General features: G+C 72.0%; 15 protein-coding genes and 2 pseudogenes. 13 read left to right on the forward strand and 4 right to left on the reverse strand.

The window, feature by feature from the left end; all coding sequences use genetic code 11:
• Window positions 1–167: 167 nt before the first annotated feature.
• Window positions 168–338: pseudogene (locus ACFYWQ_RS25685) on the forward strand (CGNR zinc finger domain-containing protein); the annotation flags it as partial.
• A 68-nt stretch (window positions 339–406) separates the two neighbouring features.
• Here the strand turns inward: ACFYWQ_RS25685 and ACFYWQ_RS25690 are convergent.
• Window positions 407–1,069, reverse strand: coding sequence for a TetR/AcrR family transcriptional regulator (locus tag ACFYWQ_RS25690; RefSeq protein ID WP_389519203.1), 663 nt, complete (start codon window positions 1,067–1,069; stop codon window positions 407–409).
• Between the two features lie 129 nt (window positions 1,070–1,198).
• On the opposite strand from ACFYWQ_RS25690, the gene ACFYWQ_RS25695 reads away from it, so the two are divergent.
• From ACFYWQ_RS25695 to ACFYWQ_RS25710, 4 genes are all read left to right on the forward strand, one after another.
• Window positions 1,199–1,969: an SDR family NAD(P)-dependent oxidoreductase gene (locus ACFYWQ_RS25695; protein ID WP_389519204.1), complete on the forward strand. Its 771-nt coding sequence runs from the start codon at window positions 1,199–1,201 to the stop codon at window positions 1,967–1,969.
• Window positions 1,970–2,297: 328 nt separating this feature from the next.
• A complete protein-coding gene (locus tag ACFYWQ_RS25700; RefSeq protein ID WP_389519205.1) occupies window positions 2,298–3,086 on the forward strand; it encodes a hypothetical protein in 789 nt (262 codons plus the stop codon).
• A 482-nt stretch (window positions 3,087–3,568) separates the two neighbouring features.
• On the forward strand, window positions 3,569–5,623 hold the full coding sequence (locus ACFYWQ_RS25705) for a hypothetical protein (protein ID WP_389519206.1): 2,055 nt from the start codon (window positions 3,569–3,571) through the stop codon (window positions 5,621–5,623).
• Window positions 5,624–5,880: 257 nt separating this feature from the next.
• The gene (locus ACFYWQ_RS25710; RefSeq protein ID WP_389519207.1) at window positions 5,881–6,339 is read left to right on the forward strand and encodes a cupin domain-containing protein; all 459 of its coding nucleotides are present in this window, start codon (window positions 5,881–5,883) and stop codon (window positions 6,337–6,339) included.
• A gap of 6 nt (window positions 6,340–6,345) precedes the next feature.
• Here the strand turns inward: ACFYWQ_RS25710 and ACFYWQ_RS25715 are convergent, their stop codons facing one another.
• Complete coding sequence (locus ACFYWQ_RS25715; RefSeq protein ID WP_389519208.1) at window positions 6,346–8,421, reverse strand: BTAD domain-containing putative transcriptional regulator; 2,076 nt, start codon at window positions 8,419–8,421, stop codon at window positions 6,346–6,348.
• Window positions 8,422–8,583: 162 nt separating this feature from the next.
• On the opposite strand from ACFYWQ_RS25715, the gene ACFYWQ_RS25720 reads away from it, so the two are divergent.
• A complete protein-coding gene (locus tag ACFYWQ_RS25720) occupies window positions 8,584–9,465 on the forward strand; it encodes an alpha/beta fold hydrolase (protein ID WP_389519209.1) in 882 nt (293 codons plus the stop codon).
• A gap of 48 nt (window positions 9,466–9,513) precedes the next feature.
• Here the strand turns inward: ACFYWQ_RS25720 and ACFYWQ_RS25725 are convergent, their stop codons facing one another.
• Window positions 9,514–9,822 carry a TetR/AcrR family transcriptional regulator C-terminal domain-containing protein gene (locus tag ACFYWQ_RS25725; protein ID WP_389519210.1) on the reverse strand — a complete coding sequence of 103 codons (309 nt, stop codon included), beginning with the start codon at window positions 9,820–9,822 and terminating at the stop codon, window positions 9,514–9,516.
• A 178-nt stretch (window positions 9,823–10,000) separates the two neighbouring features.
• Window positions 10,001–10,105, reverse strand: a pseudogene (locus ACFYWQ_RS25730) (TetR family transcriptional regulator); the annotation flags it as partial.
• A gap of 36 nt (window positions 10,106–10,141) precedes the next feature.
• Between ACFYWQ_RS25730 and ACFYWQ_RS25735 the strand changes: the two are divergent.
• The 7 genes from ACFYWQ_RS25735 to ACFYWQ_RS25765 all read left to right on the forward strand — a co-directional run bounded on the left by ACFYWQ_RS25735 (window position 10,142) and on the right by ACFYWQ_RS25765 (window position 16,432).
• On the forward strand, window positions 10,142–10,552 hold the full coding sequence (locus tag ACFYWQ_RS25735) for a nitroreductase family deazaflavin-dependent oxidoreductase (RefSeq protein WP_389519211.1): 411 nt from the start codon (window positions 10,142–10,144) through the stop codon (window positions 10,550–10,552).
• A gap of 374 nt (window positions 10,553–10,926) precedes the next feature.
• A complete protein-coding gene (locus tag ACFYWQ_RS25740) occupies window positions 10,927–11,205 on the forward strand; it encodes a hypothetical protein (protein WP_389519212.1) in 279 nt (92 codons plus the stop codon).
• A complete protein-coding gene (locus ACFYWQ_RS25745) occupies window positions 11,202–11,600 on the forward strand; it encodes a PIN domain-containing protein (RefSeq protein ID WP_389519214.1) in 399 nt (132 codons plus the stop codon). Before ACFYWQ_RS25740 ends, ACFYWQ_RS25745 begins: the two co-directional genes overlap by 4 nt.
• A 427-nt stretch (window positions 11,601–12,027) precedes the next feature.
• A complete protein-coding gene (locus ACFYWQ_RS25750) occupies window positions 12,028–12,180 on the forward strand; it encodes a hypothetical protein (RefSeq protein ID WP_389519216.1) in 153 nt (50 codons plus the stop codon).
• A 318-nt stretch (window positions 12,181–12,498) separates the two neighbouring features.
• Entirely contained in the window at window positions 12,499–14,811 is a 2,313-nt protein-coding gene (locus ACFYWQ_RS25755; RefSeq protein WP_389519218.1) for an N-6 DNA methylase, read from the forward strand.
• Between the two features lie 74 nt (window positions 14,812–14,885).
• On the forward strand, window positions 14,886–15,110 hold the full coding sequence (locus tag ACFYWQ_RS25760) for a hypothetical protein (protein ID WP_389519220.1): 225 nt from the start codon (window positions 14,886–14,888) through the stop codon (window positions 15,108–15,110).
• A gap of 584 nt (window positions 15,111–15,694) precedes the next feature.
• Window positions 15,695–16,432, forward strand: a complete 738-nt coding sequence (locus tag ACFYWQ_RS25765) for a hypothetical protein (RefSeq protein ID WP_389519221.1) — start codon at window positions 15,695–15,697, stop codon at window positions 16,430–16,432.
• Window positions 16,433–16,546 lie beyond the last annotated feature (114 nt).

The following is a 16,546-nucleotide window of genomic DNA, read 5'->3' on the forward strand; positions in this document are numbered from 1 at the left end:
GCGATTGTCGACGGTAAGCCTCGCCTAACTTCCGCCGCAAGGGTGTGTCCTGCACGTATACGTCACATTGCCGTCGCCGTCACGCGCCTTTCCGGCGCCCGGGGTGGGGCCGGAAGGCGCGGGCTGAGAGTGGACTGGGCGCGGGCCGGGCGCGGGCTGTGCGTCGGCCGGGCGTGCCCCTGCTCAAGGAGTGCGGCAGCCCGGAGCGCACCCGCACCTGCGTCGACCGGTCGCGGGGCATGCGCCGGCGGTGGTGCGGCATGGAGTCCTGCGGCAACAAGATCAAGGCGGCCGCATACCGCGCCCGCGGGAGGACCACGCCCGCGCCGGCCCGCTGACCCGGCCGCCGTCGGCCCCCTGACCCGGCCGGTCCGGTGTCGCAGGTCACGGCACCGGTCCGGGGCCGTCAGGTCCGCACCGGTCCGGGGCCGTCAGGTCCGCACCGGTCCGGAGGTCCGCCCCGCCCCGCCCCGCCCGCCGTCGCGCGCAGATGCTCGATCCCGGTGTCGAGCGCCGCCCTGAGGTGGGTGGAGTCCCCCGTGGACATCATGATGGCGACGCCTCCCTGAACGCCCGCGAGCAGCGCGGCGGCCGTCCGGTCCACATCGAGGTCCGGCGACACCAGGCCGTTCGCCTGGAGGGCGCGCATGCCGCGCGCGAGCTGCCGCTGCCATTGGCGCATCAGCTCCGTCACGATCGCCCGCGCTCCGGGGCGGGACCGCCCGACCTGGAGGAACAGCGACCCCAACGGGCAGTGGTCGCCCTGCCGTTCGTACCGTTCCACCACCACGTCCCGCCACTCCTGCCAGGACTCCCACGAGTCCAGCCGCCCCAGGTGCGGCTGCTGGTCCGCCAGGACGCGGTCGGCCTCGAACCGGGCCACCGCCAGCAGCAGTTCGTCCTTGCCGTCGGGGAAGTAGTGGAAGAGCTGGCTCTTGCTCGTGCCGGTGCGGGCGCGGATGTCGTCGAGGGTCGTGAAGGCGACCCCCTGTTCGCGCAGCACCTCGGCGGCCCCCTCGACGATGCGGGCCCGCGTGGCGCGGCCCTTCGCGGTCGGCGCGTCCGGCATCCGGCCCCCTCCCTCCTCCTGGGATCGACGACCCCACGCTACCGGCCCGGACCCCCGACTCTGGACTTGCTGGTCCATTTTCCTCGGCGCACAGTGGTCCGCACACTGCCGGACAAGGGAGAGTGCGTCATGAGTGGACGACTGCGGAACAAGACGGCGCTGGTCACGGGCTCGACCAGCAACATCGGGCAGGCGATCGCCGAAGCGTTCGCCGCCGAGGGCGCCCACGTCATCGTGTCCGGGCGCAGTCCGGAACGAGGAGCACAGGTCGTCGAAGGGATCCGCGCGTCCGGAGGCCGGGCCGACTTCCTGGCGGCCGACCTCGACGGCAGTGCGGAGGCTTCCCGGGACCTGGCCGACCGGGCCCGGGAGACCTTGGGCGGGCGGATCGACATCCTGGTGAACAACGCCGGCATCTACCCGGCCCCCGCCACCACCGACACCGACGAGGCGACGTTCGACAGGGTCTACGGAGTGAACGTGAAGGCCCCGTTCTTCCTCACCGCCGCCGTCGTCCCCGCCATGGTGGAGGCCGGTGGCGGTGCGATCGTCAACCTCGGCTCGTGGATCGCCCGCCTGGGCGTCCCCACCGGCGCGCTCTACAGCTCCACCAAGGGGGCCATGGAGACGCTCACGCGGGCGTGGGCCGCGGAGTTCGGCCCGAGGGGCGTGCGGGTGAACGCCGTCTCACCGGGGGTGATCCTGCCCCCGGCCCCGGAGGGCGGCGAGCCCCACCCCGGCGAGATCATGATGAAGGGCACCCCGGCCGGTGACGTCGGCACACCGGACGCCATCGCCCAGGCCGTGGTCTGGCTGGCCGGCGACGAAGCGGCCTTCGTGCACGGAACCGTCGTGGACGTCGACGGCGGCAGGACGGGCGTCGCCGTCATCGCCGCGTAGCGCACGCCTTCACACCGGACCGCACGCGAAGCCGAGGGGCCGAGGTCCCCGACCCGGGCCTCGGGCGCGGAACGGGCGGCGGGCACCGACAGCCGCCCGGCACACGCGCCCGACGTGGCGCGCAGCACTTACGCTGCTGGCTCCAACCAGTCGTCCCGGTCCAGGAGTTCAGTTGTCCTCGGCACCCCCGCCCCAGCCCAACAGCCCGAACCCGACGCCCGACCCGGGAGCAGGCCCCGACCCGGGAACAGGTCCCGACCCGGGAACAGGTCCCGACCCGGGAGCAGGCCCCGACCCGGGAACAGGCCCCGACCCGGGAACAGGCCCCGTGCCGGACCCTCCGCGACCGTCCCGGGCGCGCAGGGCCCAGGCCTGGTTCAACGGTCTGAGCGAAGCCGGGAAGATAGGTCTCATCGGTGCGGTCATCACCACCGTCGGAGGCGGCCTCTTCGGAGTGATCATCGCCCTCATCCCCGTGCTGGCCGGTGGATCGGGCGGCGATCCGGCGCCCACGCCGACGGTCCTGCCCTCCGACACGACGTCCCCGCCGAGCGAGGCACCGGCGACTCCGACTCCCACGCCCCCCGCTTCCCCGACCGAGGACACGCCCACCGGACCCGCGTCGACGGCGCCGGCCTCGTACAAGCTCGTCTACGAGGACCAGCCCATGAGCCTGGGCATCTCGGAGGAGCATCTCTCCACGATCGACTTCGACGCCCCCGAGGCCCGGAGCTACAGCTACGACGAGTGGGACGAGCTGGAGGCGAACGCCCAGGAGACCGGCGCCACCCTGGCACCGGACCTCTCGTACCACGACTTCTACTACGGCTACCTCCAGCTCGGCGACGGCCGTAGCGCCGCCCAGCTGAGTGCCGCGGAGGCGCCGACCACCGCAGAGGAATGCGCCCGCGCGGCCCGAACCGGCGGCTTCGGCGAGACGTACATGACCGAGTGGAAGGTCCCGGCGAAGACCGTGTTCTGCGTCGTGACCGACAAGGGCGACATCGTCCGCGCCGAGATCACCGGCTTCGTCGGCACCGACGACCCCGACAAGGAGGTCAACGACGCCCCCGAGCAGATCAGGTTCGCCGTCACGATGTGGGAGCCCGCGGGGTAGGGCGGGGCGGTACGAGGTCCGACACGGACCCGTACGCCTGTCGGGCCCCCGATCGATCAGTCCCCATGGTCACCGACATGCCCTACGCCGCGTCTTCGACAGCGATCACCCCCCCCGACGGCGGCAAGGCCACCTACAAGGTCACCCACCAGGGCGACGCCACGCGATCCCCTCGGCCCCCTCGGCTCCGACAGGCCGAAGAAGGCGAGGCACGGAGACGACGGCATCACCGCCGTGTTCCGTGGCCGACCAGGCTCAGCGGCACGTCTTCGTGTACGGCAGAGACGGTATGAGCGTTGCCCAGCTCTCCTTGCCGAGCCCAGTGCCGGCCAGCCGGCAGGCGTGGACGTCCGGCGTGTGGCGCAGCTCGGCGAGGCCGCCGGTGTCCCACGACCGCAGTTCCCCGTCGAGTTCTCCGTCACCATGTGACGGCCGATCAGAGGCCGCCCTCCGTTGTCAGACCCGTACGCCATGATCTGCCCATGGAGCGTTCGAGCGGGGTGCGGGGAGACGGGATGGCGTCGGGTGAGCTGCTGACGGCGCGGGCCGGGACGGTGGCTCTGGACGATCATCAGGTGGGGGTCGCGCTGGACGGGCTCGTGGACGGCTCGGGGTACTGGAGCGGCAAGGGGGCGCTGGCCGGTATCGAGCGGACGGGGCGTTATCTGGCCGGGACGTGGTCGCCGACCGCGCCGGACGAGGGTCCGGGATGGGCCGGGGAGGGCTCCTGGGCGCGGTTCATCGGGCGTATCGGTGCCGTGGCGCTGCGTGCCGTCGTGGAGCCCACCCGCGACGAGCGGCGCCGGCGTCTGCTCGCGCTGCTGGAGATCTGGGCGGACAGCCCCTTCGCCGATCCGCGGGCCCGGATACGCACCGGTCTGGTGCGGGTGGCCGAGGGCGACCCCGCGGCCGTCCGGGACGAGCGGGGAGCGGCCGTCGTGGTCGGCTGGGCCGCCGACGGGTTGCGGACGTTCGTCGACCTGCGGACGGGGGAGGCGGATCCGCCGAGCCTGGGGGAGATCGAGGGGGTGACCGACGTCCCGCGGGGGTGGGGCAGTGCGGAGCAGGTGCGCCGGCTGCTGGACCTCGTCCGGGAGCGCGGGCCGGTGCCGTGGGACCTCGACGCGGTGGGCGTGCTGAGGGACGGCACGGGGATGGGCCGGGCGGCGGCGTCCTTCGCGCTGGCGGGGGTGCTCGCCGGAGGGTATGTCCCGCGCCTCGACACCAGGGAGCGGGAGATCCACCGGCTCAAGGTGGCCGAGATCGAGGACGGCGTCCGCGAGCCCGGCCGGACGGGCTCGCCGGACCGCCTCGCGCTGGTGGCGGACGTGCTGCCCGAGGACCCCGCCGACCTGTGGGAGCCGCAGGGCATGCGCACGGTGGCGGAGCGGATCGCGCGGGCGTGGCGGGAGCGGCACGGCCGGCGGACCGTGGTCCCGGAGCGCACCTTCGACGCGGTCGTCGAACTGCGTCCGTTCCTGTTGTCGGCGGGCCGCTTCTGCGCGGCGTTCACCGACCCCGAGTCGATACGCGGTCTCCGCTCGGACCTCGACACCTGGATCCGCGACAGCGACTACCACCCCTTCCCGACCGCCGGGGGCTGGGACCTCCAGGACTTCGAGGACACCCTGCGTACCGTCGTCCCGAACCTCTTCTGGGTCTACGCGGAGCTTCCCGCAGGCGACCCGGTCCGCGCCGGCGCGCCCGGCCTCGTACGGGCGCTGCGGGAGCGGTTGAACCACCCGGGCCTGCTGCTGGACGCCGGTGTCCTCAGCGGTGCGGTGGGGCGCATGGTCGCCGATGTGCACGACCGGTTCGGCTCGCGCCCCTACACCGGCCCGGAGCCGCTGGACGTCGCGAGCGTCGACGACGGGCTGACCGTGGCCGTGGAGGGCGCCGTCGACCGCAGAGGCGAGCGGTTCCAGCCCTCGCTGTACTTCCGCCCGGCGTTCTACGGCGACGACGAGCGCTCCCGGACGCTGCTGGCGGCCCGGGCGGACTCCCGCTACTCCCCGGAGATCGAGCTGGTCGAGTGGCTGCGCGGCCCGGCCTGCGCGCGCATCGTCGAGCGGATCGAGGCCACGTCGCCGCCCTCGGGGGCGTACGAGACGCATCCGGTGCACTCCGCGCCCGACGTGCTGGCACAGGTCGTCGGCGAGCTCGGCGTCGACGAGGACGCGGCAGCGCTCTACCTGCAATTGCTGACCCTGCGCGCGCCGAGCGACCGCAACGTCCGTCTTTGGAACGGCTGGAAGGCCGCCCGGCACCAGAAGGCCGCCGCCGTGCTGGTCGAGCGCGGCCTGGCCGTCGAGGACAAGCGCGCCCGGGCGGGCCGCCGGCTCTTCCTCCCCGGCGAATGGATCCCGGCCGGGAAGCCCTACCAGCCCATGGAGGCGTGGAAGGCGGACCTGCTCGGGGTGGAACGCTCGTACAACGGCCGGCTGGAGAACCCCCTTCCCCTCCCCACCCGCACCCTGCCCGAACTGTTCGCCCACGCGTGGGGCCTGGTCGAGAGCGGACGGGGGCCCTCGGCGTAAGGACACCCGGCTCCGGCCGACGGCCGACCCCCCGGGTGGGTATCGGTGAGCGGCATCGAGCAGGGGGCGGGCAGACGGTGGCCTGGCCGGTGCCGACGGCGCCCGGAAGACTCCGGCACAGCCGAACTCCCGTGTCGCCGTGTCGCCGTGTTGCCGTGGGGGGCGGCCGTTGCCCGTGTTCCCGGACCGACAGAAGGAATCCGTGAGTGTCTCTTCGCCTTCCCCCCGTTCACGTTCCGCCCGACGGCGGGGAGCCCGTGTTCCTGGTCGGGCACACCCACACCACCCTGCTGACGTCGGCGCAGACCGGCGGCGAACTGTCCCTGGTGGAGTCGGTCCTGCCCGCCGACGCCGGGCCCCCGCCCCACACACACCACCGCGAGTCCGAGACCTTCATCGTCATCGAGGGCGAACCGGTCATCACCGCCGGGGACAAGGAGCACGAGGTCCGGGCGGGCGGCGTCGTGTACGTGTCCAAGGGCGTGCGGCACTCGTGCAGGAACCTCAGCAGGACGACCCCGCCCGGATCTACTTCCTGTACGCGCCCGGCGGCATGGACGGCATGTTCACCGGGATCGGCGCCCCCGGTGTGTTGTGCGGCCGGGTCGGTCCGCCGACCGCTCAGCCCGGCCCGTCCGTCCTCGCACCGCTCACCCTGCCCGGTCCGTGCCCGGCACCGTTCAGTCCTGCCCGGTGCGTCCTGCCGCGAGCCGTGACCGCTCCTACGCGCCGTCGGCGGCCGGCCCGGTGGGCGAGGGGACGCGCGCCCCGAGTGCCGCGTCGGCGGCCGACAGGTGGCGGGTGACCGGGCCGAAGGAGACCAGGCCGCTGCCCGCGCCGGCGTACTCGGCTCCGGCGGCGGCGAGTTCCTCGCGGGCGCGGCGCAGGACCGGCACATGCCCCACGGACGCGGCGGCGCGGGCGAGTACGCACCACAGTGCCTCCTGGAGGAGGTCGTGCGGTGGCCGGGGAACCGTCGTCAGTGCCCGGCGGGCCCGGTCGGTGGCGCCCGAGGCGGCCAGCAGCAAGGGGTCGAGCCACGGCCGGTAGGGACCGGCGTCGAGGCGGGCGAAGTCGTCGGGGTCGGGCAGGGCGTCACCGCGCATGACCGGGACCAGCGCGACGAGGACGGCGGCTCCCCGGGTCAGGCCGGGCATGCCGCAGCCGGCGGTTTCCGCCAGGACGTGCGTGTACCGGGGGCGGGCGGCCGGCCAGCCGTCGGTCTCGCAGGTGCGCAGCGCCCGGTACCAGGCGGTGAACACCGCGGCGAGCGGCCGTTCGTTGCGGTGCGCGAGCCGGTCGATCTCCTCGGCCTCGGCGTCCGCCGCCGCGAGGTCGCCGAGGCCGGCGAGCGCCTGGAGGCGGACGATGCGGCCCAGGACCTCGTGACCGGGCAGCTGGTGGTCGACGGCCAGCCGGGTCAGTTCACGGCCGAGGGTGTCCCTGCGGGCGGCGGACCCGCAGCCGGCGAACGACTGCATGAAGGCGCCGTTGAGGGCGAACGCCAGGAGCGCGGGGTCGCCCAGGCGCCGGGCGAGCCGGACGGCCTCCTCGGCGGCGCGTCCGGCGCGCTGCCGCCACGGTTCGGTGGCGGGGGCGTCGGCTGCCCGGGGAAGCGGCGCGTCGGCGGCGGCATCGCCCCGTGACTCGACCGCCACGACGGACAGCAGCCGGGCGCGCAGCGCGGCCGGCCCGCCGGGGCCGAGCCGGGCGGCGGCGCGGGCGGCGGCCCGGGACAGCTCACCGGCGCCGGCGGGGTCGTCGGCACGGGTCCACACCGCCGGGACGTCGTAGGAGCCGATGATCCTGGCGGCCAGCTCCGGGTCGCCGGTCGTCTCGGCCGCCGCGACCAGATCCCGCCGGTGCCGGTGCGCCTCCCCCAGACCGTCGGGGCCGGTCACCGCGAGGTCGCGCAGCAGGCCGGCGGTGGCGTGCAGCCGGGCCCGGGACCGGGCGGGCACCGAGCGGTCATAGGAGGCCGCCGCCCGGTCCCAGACGCCGTCGGCCGTCCCGGCCGGTTCGGTCGCGGAGCCGGCGGTGCCGCCGCGGATGCGGTCCTCGGCACGGGCCAGGGCGCCTCCGGGGCCGTACCCGCCGCTCGCGCCGGCGGTGACGGCGGTGACGGCGGCGCGGGCACGGCTCAGGGTGTCCAGCGCCTCACCGCGCCGTCCGGCACGGTCGAGCGCGGTGGCCAGCAGGACCCAGCCGTCCTCCCGGCCGGGGTGGGCGGCGACATGGGCCCGCAGGTCGACGACGGCAGCGCGGGCGGCGCCGGTCGCCAGCAGGGCGTCGGCACGCCGTTCGACCGCGTCGAGGCGGAGCGCCTCCAGCCGGGCCTGTTCGGCGGCGGCCCACGCGGCGGCGGGGAAGTCGGCCAGCACCGGCCCCCGCCAGCGGGCGAGCGCCTCGTCCCACAGGGCGACCGCCGCGTGGGGCGGTGCCTCGGCGGCCCGCGCGGCGGTGTCCTCGAACCGCCAGGCGTCCACCGCCTCGCGGCCGGCCCGCAGGACGTAGCCGGGGCCGTCGGTGACCAGCAGACGGGACGGCTGCCGGGGAGGGCGACCGGGCTCCAGGACACGGCGCAGCGCCGCGACGAAGGTGCGGACCGCGCCCACCGCACCCGCCGGGGGTTCGTCCTCCCACAGGTCCGCCACGAGCCGGCCGACCGGTACCACCCTGCCCCGGGCGATCAGCAGCCGTCCGAGGACCTCCCGGTGGCGGGGCGCGCCGAGCGGGAGGGCCGAGCCGTCGGCGTCCCAGGCGGCGACCGGCCCCAGCAGTCCGAACTCCACGCCCACGGCGGGTCCTTTCGCGGGCGGCGCCGTCCCCGGCGGGTGCCGCGTGTCCACTCATCGATCGCTGATCCGGGGCCCACAACCTGGGTGACGTCCCCGGACGACCCGGACCGCCGAGGTCAGGGGCCCGGAACGTCCACTCTGCCACGACCCAGAGGAATCGCTGTGACAACCCCGAGCATCCCCGGTTTCACCGAGCACCACGTGTGCGTCGACGACGGCGTCACCCTGAACGCCGCCGTCGGCGGCGCGGGCGCCCCGGTCGTCCTGCTGCACGGCTTCCCGCAGACCCACCTGATGTGGCGGCACGTCGCCGCCGACCTCGCCACCGACCACACCGTCATCTGTCCCGACCTGCGCGGTTACGGCGCCAGCGACAAGCCCGCCGAGACCGGCCCCGAGGTCTACTCCAAGCGGACCATGGCCCGGGACGTCGTACGTCTCGCCGCCGAGCTGGGCCACGACCGGTTCACCCTGGCCGGTCACGACCGCGGCGCCCTGGTCGCCTTCCGCGCCGCGATGGACCACCCGGACACCGTCGCCCGCGCCCTCTTCCTCGACGTGCTGCCCACCCTCGACATGTGGGACGCCCTGCGCGGAGTCTCCGCCGCGGTCGGATTCCACCTGTATCTGATGGCCCAGGCCCCCGGCCTGCCGGAGGAGATGATCCAGGCGTCCGCCGACCCCTTCTTCGCCCACTTCCTCGACGCCTGGACCAAGGACCGGGACGCGATCCCCGCCGACGTCCGCGACCACTACCTGACCGCGTCCGCGGCGGCCGTGCCCTCCATCGTCGCCGACTACCGGGCCTCGGCCGGCGTGGACGTGGACCACGACACTGCCGACCGCGAGGCGGGCAACCGGCTGGCCATGCCGGTGACCGTGCTCCAGCAGGACTGGGGCGCCGCGCTCGGCTACCACGCCCAGGGCCTGTGGAGCGCCTGGACCGACGACCTGCGGCACCGCACGGTGTCCTGCGGTCACTTCATGGCCGAGGAGGACCCCCGGCTGATCGCCGACGAGATCCGGGCGCTCGCCGACCGCTGAGCGGGACGCGCCGACGCCGCCGGGCCCGGACGGCAGGCGGACACCGCCTCAGGCCGCGGCGGACCTGGCCGCCATCATCAGGACGGCCTCGTCGACGACCCGCTCGACGGCCGGACCGTCCGGGGCCCGGTGCGGCAGGAGCCTCCGAGGCCGGAACACGCAGTTGGAGATCATGCCGAGGAACTGGGTCGCGGCCGGTCCGGGATCGTCCAGTACGACCGTGCCGACGTCCCGCTCCGCCTCCAGATAGCGGCGCACTGACTCGAAGTAGGGCATCTTGCCGCGGTTGAACTGCGACTCGGCCAGTTCCGGGAAGCGCGGCAGCTCGGCGATGACGATCCGGAACAGGTCGGCCATGTCCGGGCGGGTGAGCAGGGCGACATAGCGCCGGCCGATCAGGGCGAGGCCGGCGCGGAGGTCGCCCGGCGGCGGGGGCTTCCTCGCCCCCGTCCCCCGCCCGCCAGGACGCGGTGACGATCGCGTCGAAGAGCGCCGCCTTGGTCGGGAACTGCTTGAACAGGGTCGCCTTCGACACCCCGGCGGCCTCGGCGATCCTGGCCAGCGACGTCCGGTCGTATCCGGAGTCCAGGAACAGGCGGGTGGCCGCGCGCAGGATCGCCGCCCGCTTCTCGTCCGACAATCAAGGGAACCGCCAACCAAGGGAAAGGAGCACCCCGTGGACGCGGCGGTACGCGCGGCCATCGAGATCGCCCCCGCCGCCGGCACGCGCGAGCGGATCATCGACCTCACCACGACCGGACGCCGGACCGGCCGCCCCCGAAGGATCGATATCTTCTTCTACCGGGCGTCGGGCCGGACCTGCCTGTGCAGCGGCACCTCGGGCCGCCCCACCAGCTGGTACGCCAACCTCATGGCCCACCCGGACTTCACCTTCCACCTGAAGCCCGGCATCCGGGCGGACCTCCCGGCCCGCGCCGTCCCCGTCACCGACGAGGAGGAACGGCGCCGCATCATCACCGAGATCGTCACCGACCTCAACCAGCCGCACAATCCCGGCACTCTCGCCCAGCCGACCCACGTACGGGACTGGCTTGACAGCAGACTCGCGCGCGTCACCTTCCTCTGACGGGGCCGGTCCGCCGACGCACGGCGTCGGACGCGGCCCGGGAGGACGCCGCGGGAGGTCGGACATGATCCTGGAGACTGCGGCCCCGACCATGGAACCACCACCATCGAGACGGCCACGGCCGCCCCGATCGGCAACCACCGCCCACGGGGAAGAGACGGCGGTTCGGCGACCGTGTCCCCACACCGCGAACTCCTGTCGGGAACTGGTTCAGCCTCTGCACCGCGACGCCATCCACGCTCACCACTCCCTGAAGGGCGTGGGTGGTGCCCCCACTCGAAGACCTGGCCTCCGCGCTGGATTCCCTCGTCATCCGCTCACAGTCCCGTGCACCTCGCCGAGCGCTATGCCATATCCAATGGCATAATCGACGTGTGACTGATGACGACGTTGACTTCCCGCCCGGCGATGGCCCCACCAGTGGTATCTCCGTCACCCTGACCGCCGGAACTCTGCATGCGATCCGTGAGCGGGTCGGCAAGCGAGGCGTTTCGGCCTACCTGGAGAAGGCGGCCCAGCGCCAGATCGAGCGCGACAACCTGGACGAGCTGATCGCGGACTTCGACAAGGTGCACGGCCCGGCCGACCCTGCTGCCGTGGCGGCCAAGCGCGCCCGGCTGGCCGGAGGCTCGAACGCCGGGGCGGCCGCGTGAGCGGTGCCCTGGTCCTGGACAGCGAGGGCCTGGCGAAGGCCGTACAGCGTGATCGGGAGATCCACGAGTGGCTGGCGGCGGCTCGCGACGCGGACCTGCCAGTGATCACCTCGGCCGCCGTGCTGGTCGAGGTGATCCACCCGAAGATCAACGACGCCGCACTGAAGTGGACCCTGTCCCGCCTGAGTGTCGAGCCGGTAACCCAAACCCTCGCGCAATCCGCTGCCGCTCTGCTGCGTGCAGCGGGGCTGCACGGCCACAAGTACGCCATCGACGCCATGCTGTGCGCGACCGCCCTGCAGCATCCCGGCCCGGTGACGATCCTGACGTCGGACGTGGAAGACATCGGGCTGCTCACTGCGGAGCATCCGCGCCTGAGCGCGGAGAAGGTCTGAGCCGAGGCTCCGAAGCCGACTTTCGTGACGAAGAGCGAGCCGCTCACCCCGATGATCAGCGCTCTGAGGGCAGTCGCAGTATGGCGACGTCTGCCGTCTCCGTGACTCTGGGCTGCACCCTGCCCGATCTGGTGCGCTGGTGATGCGTGAGCCTTCATCGAATGCTCGGCGGGAACTACCGCCTCTGCGCTCCGCAGTGCTTCATCGGCGCGGTGATCCGCGCCTGGTCCGCCTGACCGTGCCCTCGCTTGTCCCGCATTCGGTGGCCACCTGGCACCCCCGGGCGATGTGCCGTCTCCTGCTCAGCACCCACTGGTGCATGGGTTCGACCTGGTCCGGAGGTTTTCGGGCATCGCGGTAAGGCCCGCATGGACGAACAGCCGTCGGCTGATCTTCGAAGTGTCCCACCTCGAAGGAGATCGGCACGATGACCGCACCCGACAGTGTGACCCTGCACGTCCTCGCCGAGAACAACCTCGCCGCGGCGAGTCCCGACCCGCTGCGCGCGATGGTTGACGCGTTCGTCGCCGACCTGACGTCGCCGGCACCATCGAATGCGCCGTGCCCGAACAGGCCCTGATCTCGGTGGTCGCCACCACCTACCTCCTCGGCGTCACCCACCGTCGAAAACCCAGGGCGGCACGAGAAGCAGGAGCCGAGACAACTGTTAAGCCCAGTAATCGTTGACTCTGGTCAGAGGATCCGGCCGCAGGGACATCACCAGACCCGTTTTCACGTGCTTCTTTCGTCTCTGTCGCGGTCTTTGCAGGGTCGGTTGCCCACCACTCCGCCCGTGCGGACTCAGTGAGCACTGTGAATGCGCGTTTGGATCGTACGTCCCCTTCCTCGTACGGTCCTCACGTCGGCATCTCAACCGGCCCAACGAACAGGAGTCGACGTGCAGTTGGCGGACGACGAACAAACCGGTCTTGTCACCCGAAACCAGATCGCTGAGCGTGCGGGCGTCAAGCGTCCGGCCGTGTCGAACTGGGCCCGGCGGCACAAAGACTTTCCCACCCCTGTGCGCTCCGGCGATACGGAGCTCTTCCACGAGACCGAGATCACGCGGTGGCTGACGGACCGCACCATTCCTCAATCGCAGTTGCGCGAAGGCGAGCAGGCGGGAACCACCTACGCCGACCGATTCCGCCGGGGGGCCGGCGGTGACCGACCGTCTGCGGAATCGAAAGCCGTGGGGAGTGTTCAGCGCACCGGGACAGAGGACAAGAACGCCGTCGATCAGCTTATGGGCCGACTCGCGGACCGGGTCCGCGGCCCGGCGACGATGGCGGACTACGTGAATCTCTGTCTCATCGTGATGTACGTACGACATGCGGAACCGGAGCGGTGGCGCCGGATCGAGGACGTCATGTCGGCCGGCCAGGGGGCCCGAGACGTGCAATCGCTGCTCCGCTCCCTCGGCGACATGGCGCAGGACACGCTGCGGCGGAACGGCGACCGCACCGACATGCGCAGCAGCTTGCTGCAACTGGAACCGCGGAGCTGGGACGACCTCACCACGGCAGTACGGACGGCGGCAGGCACAGGCGTCGGCGCCTTCCAACTCGTGTGGGAGTCCTTCAGCGCCAGGGAAGGGCTGCAGAGCTCGGAGTTCTGCAGCCCGGTGGGCCTGGCCTCGTTGGCCGCGGCACTCGTACTGACCCCGGGACAGAAGACCACGGTGCTCGACCCCTACATGAGAGGGGGAGAGATGCTGGCGGCTGCGCACCGTCACATCGGAGGCGCGCGCGGGACCCTGTACGGCGAGACCCTCGACGGCCGACTGCAAGCAGTCGCGAGTCTGTACCTTCTCCACCTCGGCGTACGGCCGAAGTTGACCAGCACCCGGTCCGACCGATGGCCACCGAACCACGCACACGGTGTCGACGTGGTGCTGACGAACCCTCCGTTCAACATGAGCGACGCACCCGGCCCCGGCCGCCGAGCGGGAGGCTGGCCGTACGGATCACCGCCACAGGGCAATGACAATTTCGCCTGGGTGCAGTACGCCCTCGGCGCGCTGGTACCCGGTGGTCGCGCAGTGGTGGTCATGCCGGTCAAGGCGGGCAACTCGGTGAACACCGCCGAGCGCGAGATCCGCCGCGCTCTTGTCCGTGGATGGGCCGTGGAGTGCGTCATCACGGTGCCGTCCCACCTGTTCTCCGCGACGCCCGTGCCGGTGTCCCTGTGGGTGCTGCGACGAGCGGAGCATCCGGCGAGGGAAGGCATCCTGTTCGTCGACGCCCAGGAGTTGGGGACGAAGGTCGGGCGTCGGCGCGTGCTGCGGGACACGGACCGCGACGCGATCACGGCCGTGGTCCGCCCATGGCTCGACGGGGAGCAGTGCCCGCACAGCGAGTACGCGGTGCGTGCTGCCGAAGGAGGCTTCTCCGCTGTCGTCGTGGCCCGTGAGGTCGTCGCCGACGAGGGATGTTCACTCCGCCCTGCCGACTACCTGGGGAGCGGAAACTACGGCGCTGCTCCCGTCACGGCCCAGTTGCTCGAAGCCGGTGAGTCGGTGGTGGAGCATGCGGACGAGCTACGTCTGCTGGAGCGGCGGGCGAGGGAAGCTGGGCACGGCTACCGCACGGGATCGGGAACTGGCGGCTGGAACGAGGCAGTGCTCAAGGACCTGTGCGACATCCAACCCGGCCCGTCATACACCCGCCTACCAGCAACGGCACGCACTGCGGACGCCGGTGTTCCGCTGGTCTTCCCGCAGGATCTCGTTGACGGACGGATCGGGGACGCAACCCGGGACCGCGTGCCGTGGGAGACGGCCGAGCGCTTCAAGAAGTTCGAGTTGCTCCCGAACGACATCGTCTGCGTACGCACGGGCGCGCAGCAACGACCCGCGCTGGTCTCCGGCACGCAGGCGGGATGGCTGCTCAGCTCGAACGTGATGCGCCTGCGCGTACGCCTGAATGTCGAGATCGACCCCCTGTACCTCCATGCCTACCTGGGCCTCCGGTACTCGCGCGAGTGGATGTCCCACCGCGCAGCGGCCACGGCAGCCCCGTCGCTGAGCTCTGCTGCTCTGGGCCACCTTCCCGTGCGTTTTCCGCCGGTCGGTCTGCAACGGCGCAGCGTGGATCTTCTCGACGAGCTCGGCCGGCGCGCCGACGCGTACGCCTCGTACGTCTCGGCACTTGGTCGGCTACGGGCTGAGCTCGCCGAACACCTGCTGCATGGCTTGGTCGAGCCGCGGTGACGGCCTGCCCGTCGCTGGGCCCCCGCGCGTCCCTTCTCCGTCTCGCCCGTGACTCTCGAAAGGATCTACGTCCCATGCCCGAATCGACAGCCCGTTCCGCACGTACGTGGCAACTGTGGCTGGCACTGTACGTTGCCTGCTCCATGGTGATCGGCCTCTTCGTCAGCCTGTTGGTATCCCGGTCAGGCGTTGGCACCACGGATGTCGTTCTGGCAGGGGGAGGTGGCTTCGCGACCTCCTTCGCCCTGTGCCTCGCACTGCCCGCGGCGGTACGCGAACTCAAACGACAGAGCCACTGACCCGGACCGATCGTCCACGCAGCTGAGCCCGGTCGGACGGGATCCTCTGACCACGGATGCGGCAGAGTCGGCGACAGCCTTCCGCAACGGCCCTGCCGCCGCCCCGGCCCGGCCAGTCAAAAGGCCCAGGTCTCTGACCTGGGCCTTCGATCTGGAGCGGGTGACGAGAATCGAACTCGCGCTCTCAGCTTGGGAAGCTGCGGTCATTTGGTGCCGGTTTGGACGCTGACCTTGGTGAACGGCCGTGGCGCGGCTTCGTGGGGCTCGGTCGTTTTCACCGTGGTTCCCCGCTGTTCCCCGCTCTATCTGGTGCGCTTGTGGTGCGGCGTCCGTGAGGGGGGCAGAGAGGTCCCCTCGGACTAGCCAGGTCTGCGGGGCAATGGCCCGGACGGGCCGGGGCCTGCATCTCAACTCGGTGCAGGCGAAGGGAACTTCGCCAGTTCCCGCTAGGCTCCCTGAGAACGTCAGCCTCGGCACATGCCGGGGCTTCTTGTGCGGGTGCTCCCAGTCGGGGCACCGGGGGGCGAATGATGAATGCTTCTACGGTCGGAAGACGGGTCGTTGCGGCGGCGGGTGTCTTGTTAGTGCTGGCGCTGACCGGCGCGTGTGATGCGGACAGCAGGGACGATGCCGGCGAAGGTAGAAAGCCTGCGACCGGCGGGTCCACCTTGTCTGCGAGCTCGACGCCGCAGCAGGTATCCGGATCGCCTGCCTCCGCGGCCGGGAAGAGCCTCGACCAGAAGGGCCTCGACCGCCTGGCGCTGACCGCGCACGATGTTCCCGGCTATACCGTCAACACCGTCACGGGCCAGGGCAGCCCGGTGGATCACGACGTGCTCACGACCTACCGCGCCGTCACGCCCGCCCCTTGCCGACCCGTCTACGCGGCCGCACAGCTGGGCAGCCTGCACGACTTCACGGCCCAGGTCAGCCAGGATGTCGTGTCCGTCTCCGACGATCTCGGGCAGCACGCGAGTGTCGGCCTGACGTCCTACCCCCTTGCCGACGCCCGCACGGTGATGACCGAACTGCGCACAGCGCTTCCGAAGTGCGCCACGGCCGAGATGCGCCCGTCCGCTGCCCACCCAGGTGCTGGACTGGGGTACTCCGGTTCCCAGTCCCGGTCTGTTTCCGGTTACGGCGACGAGACACTCGCATTCGACGCTACCCAGGTCGTCGACAGCGGGGGACCCAGCATCCCCGTCACCGTCCTGGTCGTCCGACAGGACTCCACCATCGCCACCTTCCTGTCCCTCAACCCCATCCAGCCCCCGACCATCCCGCAGGACATCGTCGACGCCCAGTTGAAGAAGCTCGCCTGACCTAGTCAGGTGGGGCATGACGTACGTGCCGCGGTTCACAGCAGACCTTCGGCCAGAGGATCCCGGCCTCCACGCAGCTGTAGTGGTACGCGTGTGGCACTGAGCGTTTTCCAA

The sequence above is a fragment of the Streptomyces sp. NPDC003247 genome (genome assembly GCF_042888135.1).
Taxonomy (GTDB): domain Bacteria; phylum Actinomycetota; class Actinomycetes; order Streptomycetales; family Streptomycetaceae; genus Streptomyces.

Excerpts from the sequence above, each read along its gene's own strand:
- ACFYWQ_RS25750 (WP_389519216.1), top strand. The coding sequence starts at position 12,028 with ATGACCGCACCCGACAGTGTGACCCTGCACGTCCTCGCCGAGAACAAC.
- ACFYWQ_RS25695 (WP_389519204.1), top strand. The coding sequence starts at position 1,199 with ATGAGTGGACGACTGCGGAACAAGACGGCGCTGGTCACGGGCTCGACC.
- ACFYWQ_RS25705 (WP_389519206.1), top strand. The coding sequence starts at position 3,569 with ATGGAGCGTTCGAGCGGGGTGCGGGGAGACGGGATGGCGTCGGGTGAG.
- ACFYWQ_RS25725 (WP_389519210.1), bottom strand. The coding sequence starts at position 9,822 with ATGGCCGACCTGTTCCGGATCGTCATCGCCGAGCTGCCGCGCTTCCCG.
- ACFYWQ_RS25760 (WP_389519220.1), top strand. The coding sequence starts at position 14,886 with ATGCCCGAATCGACAGCCCGTTCCGCACGTACGTGGCAACTGTGGCTG.
- ACFYWQ_RS25690 (WP_389519203.1), bottom strand. The coding sequence starts at position 1,069 with ATGCCGGACGCGCCGACCGCGAAGGGCCGCGCCACGCGGGCCCGCATC.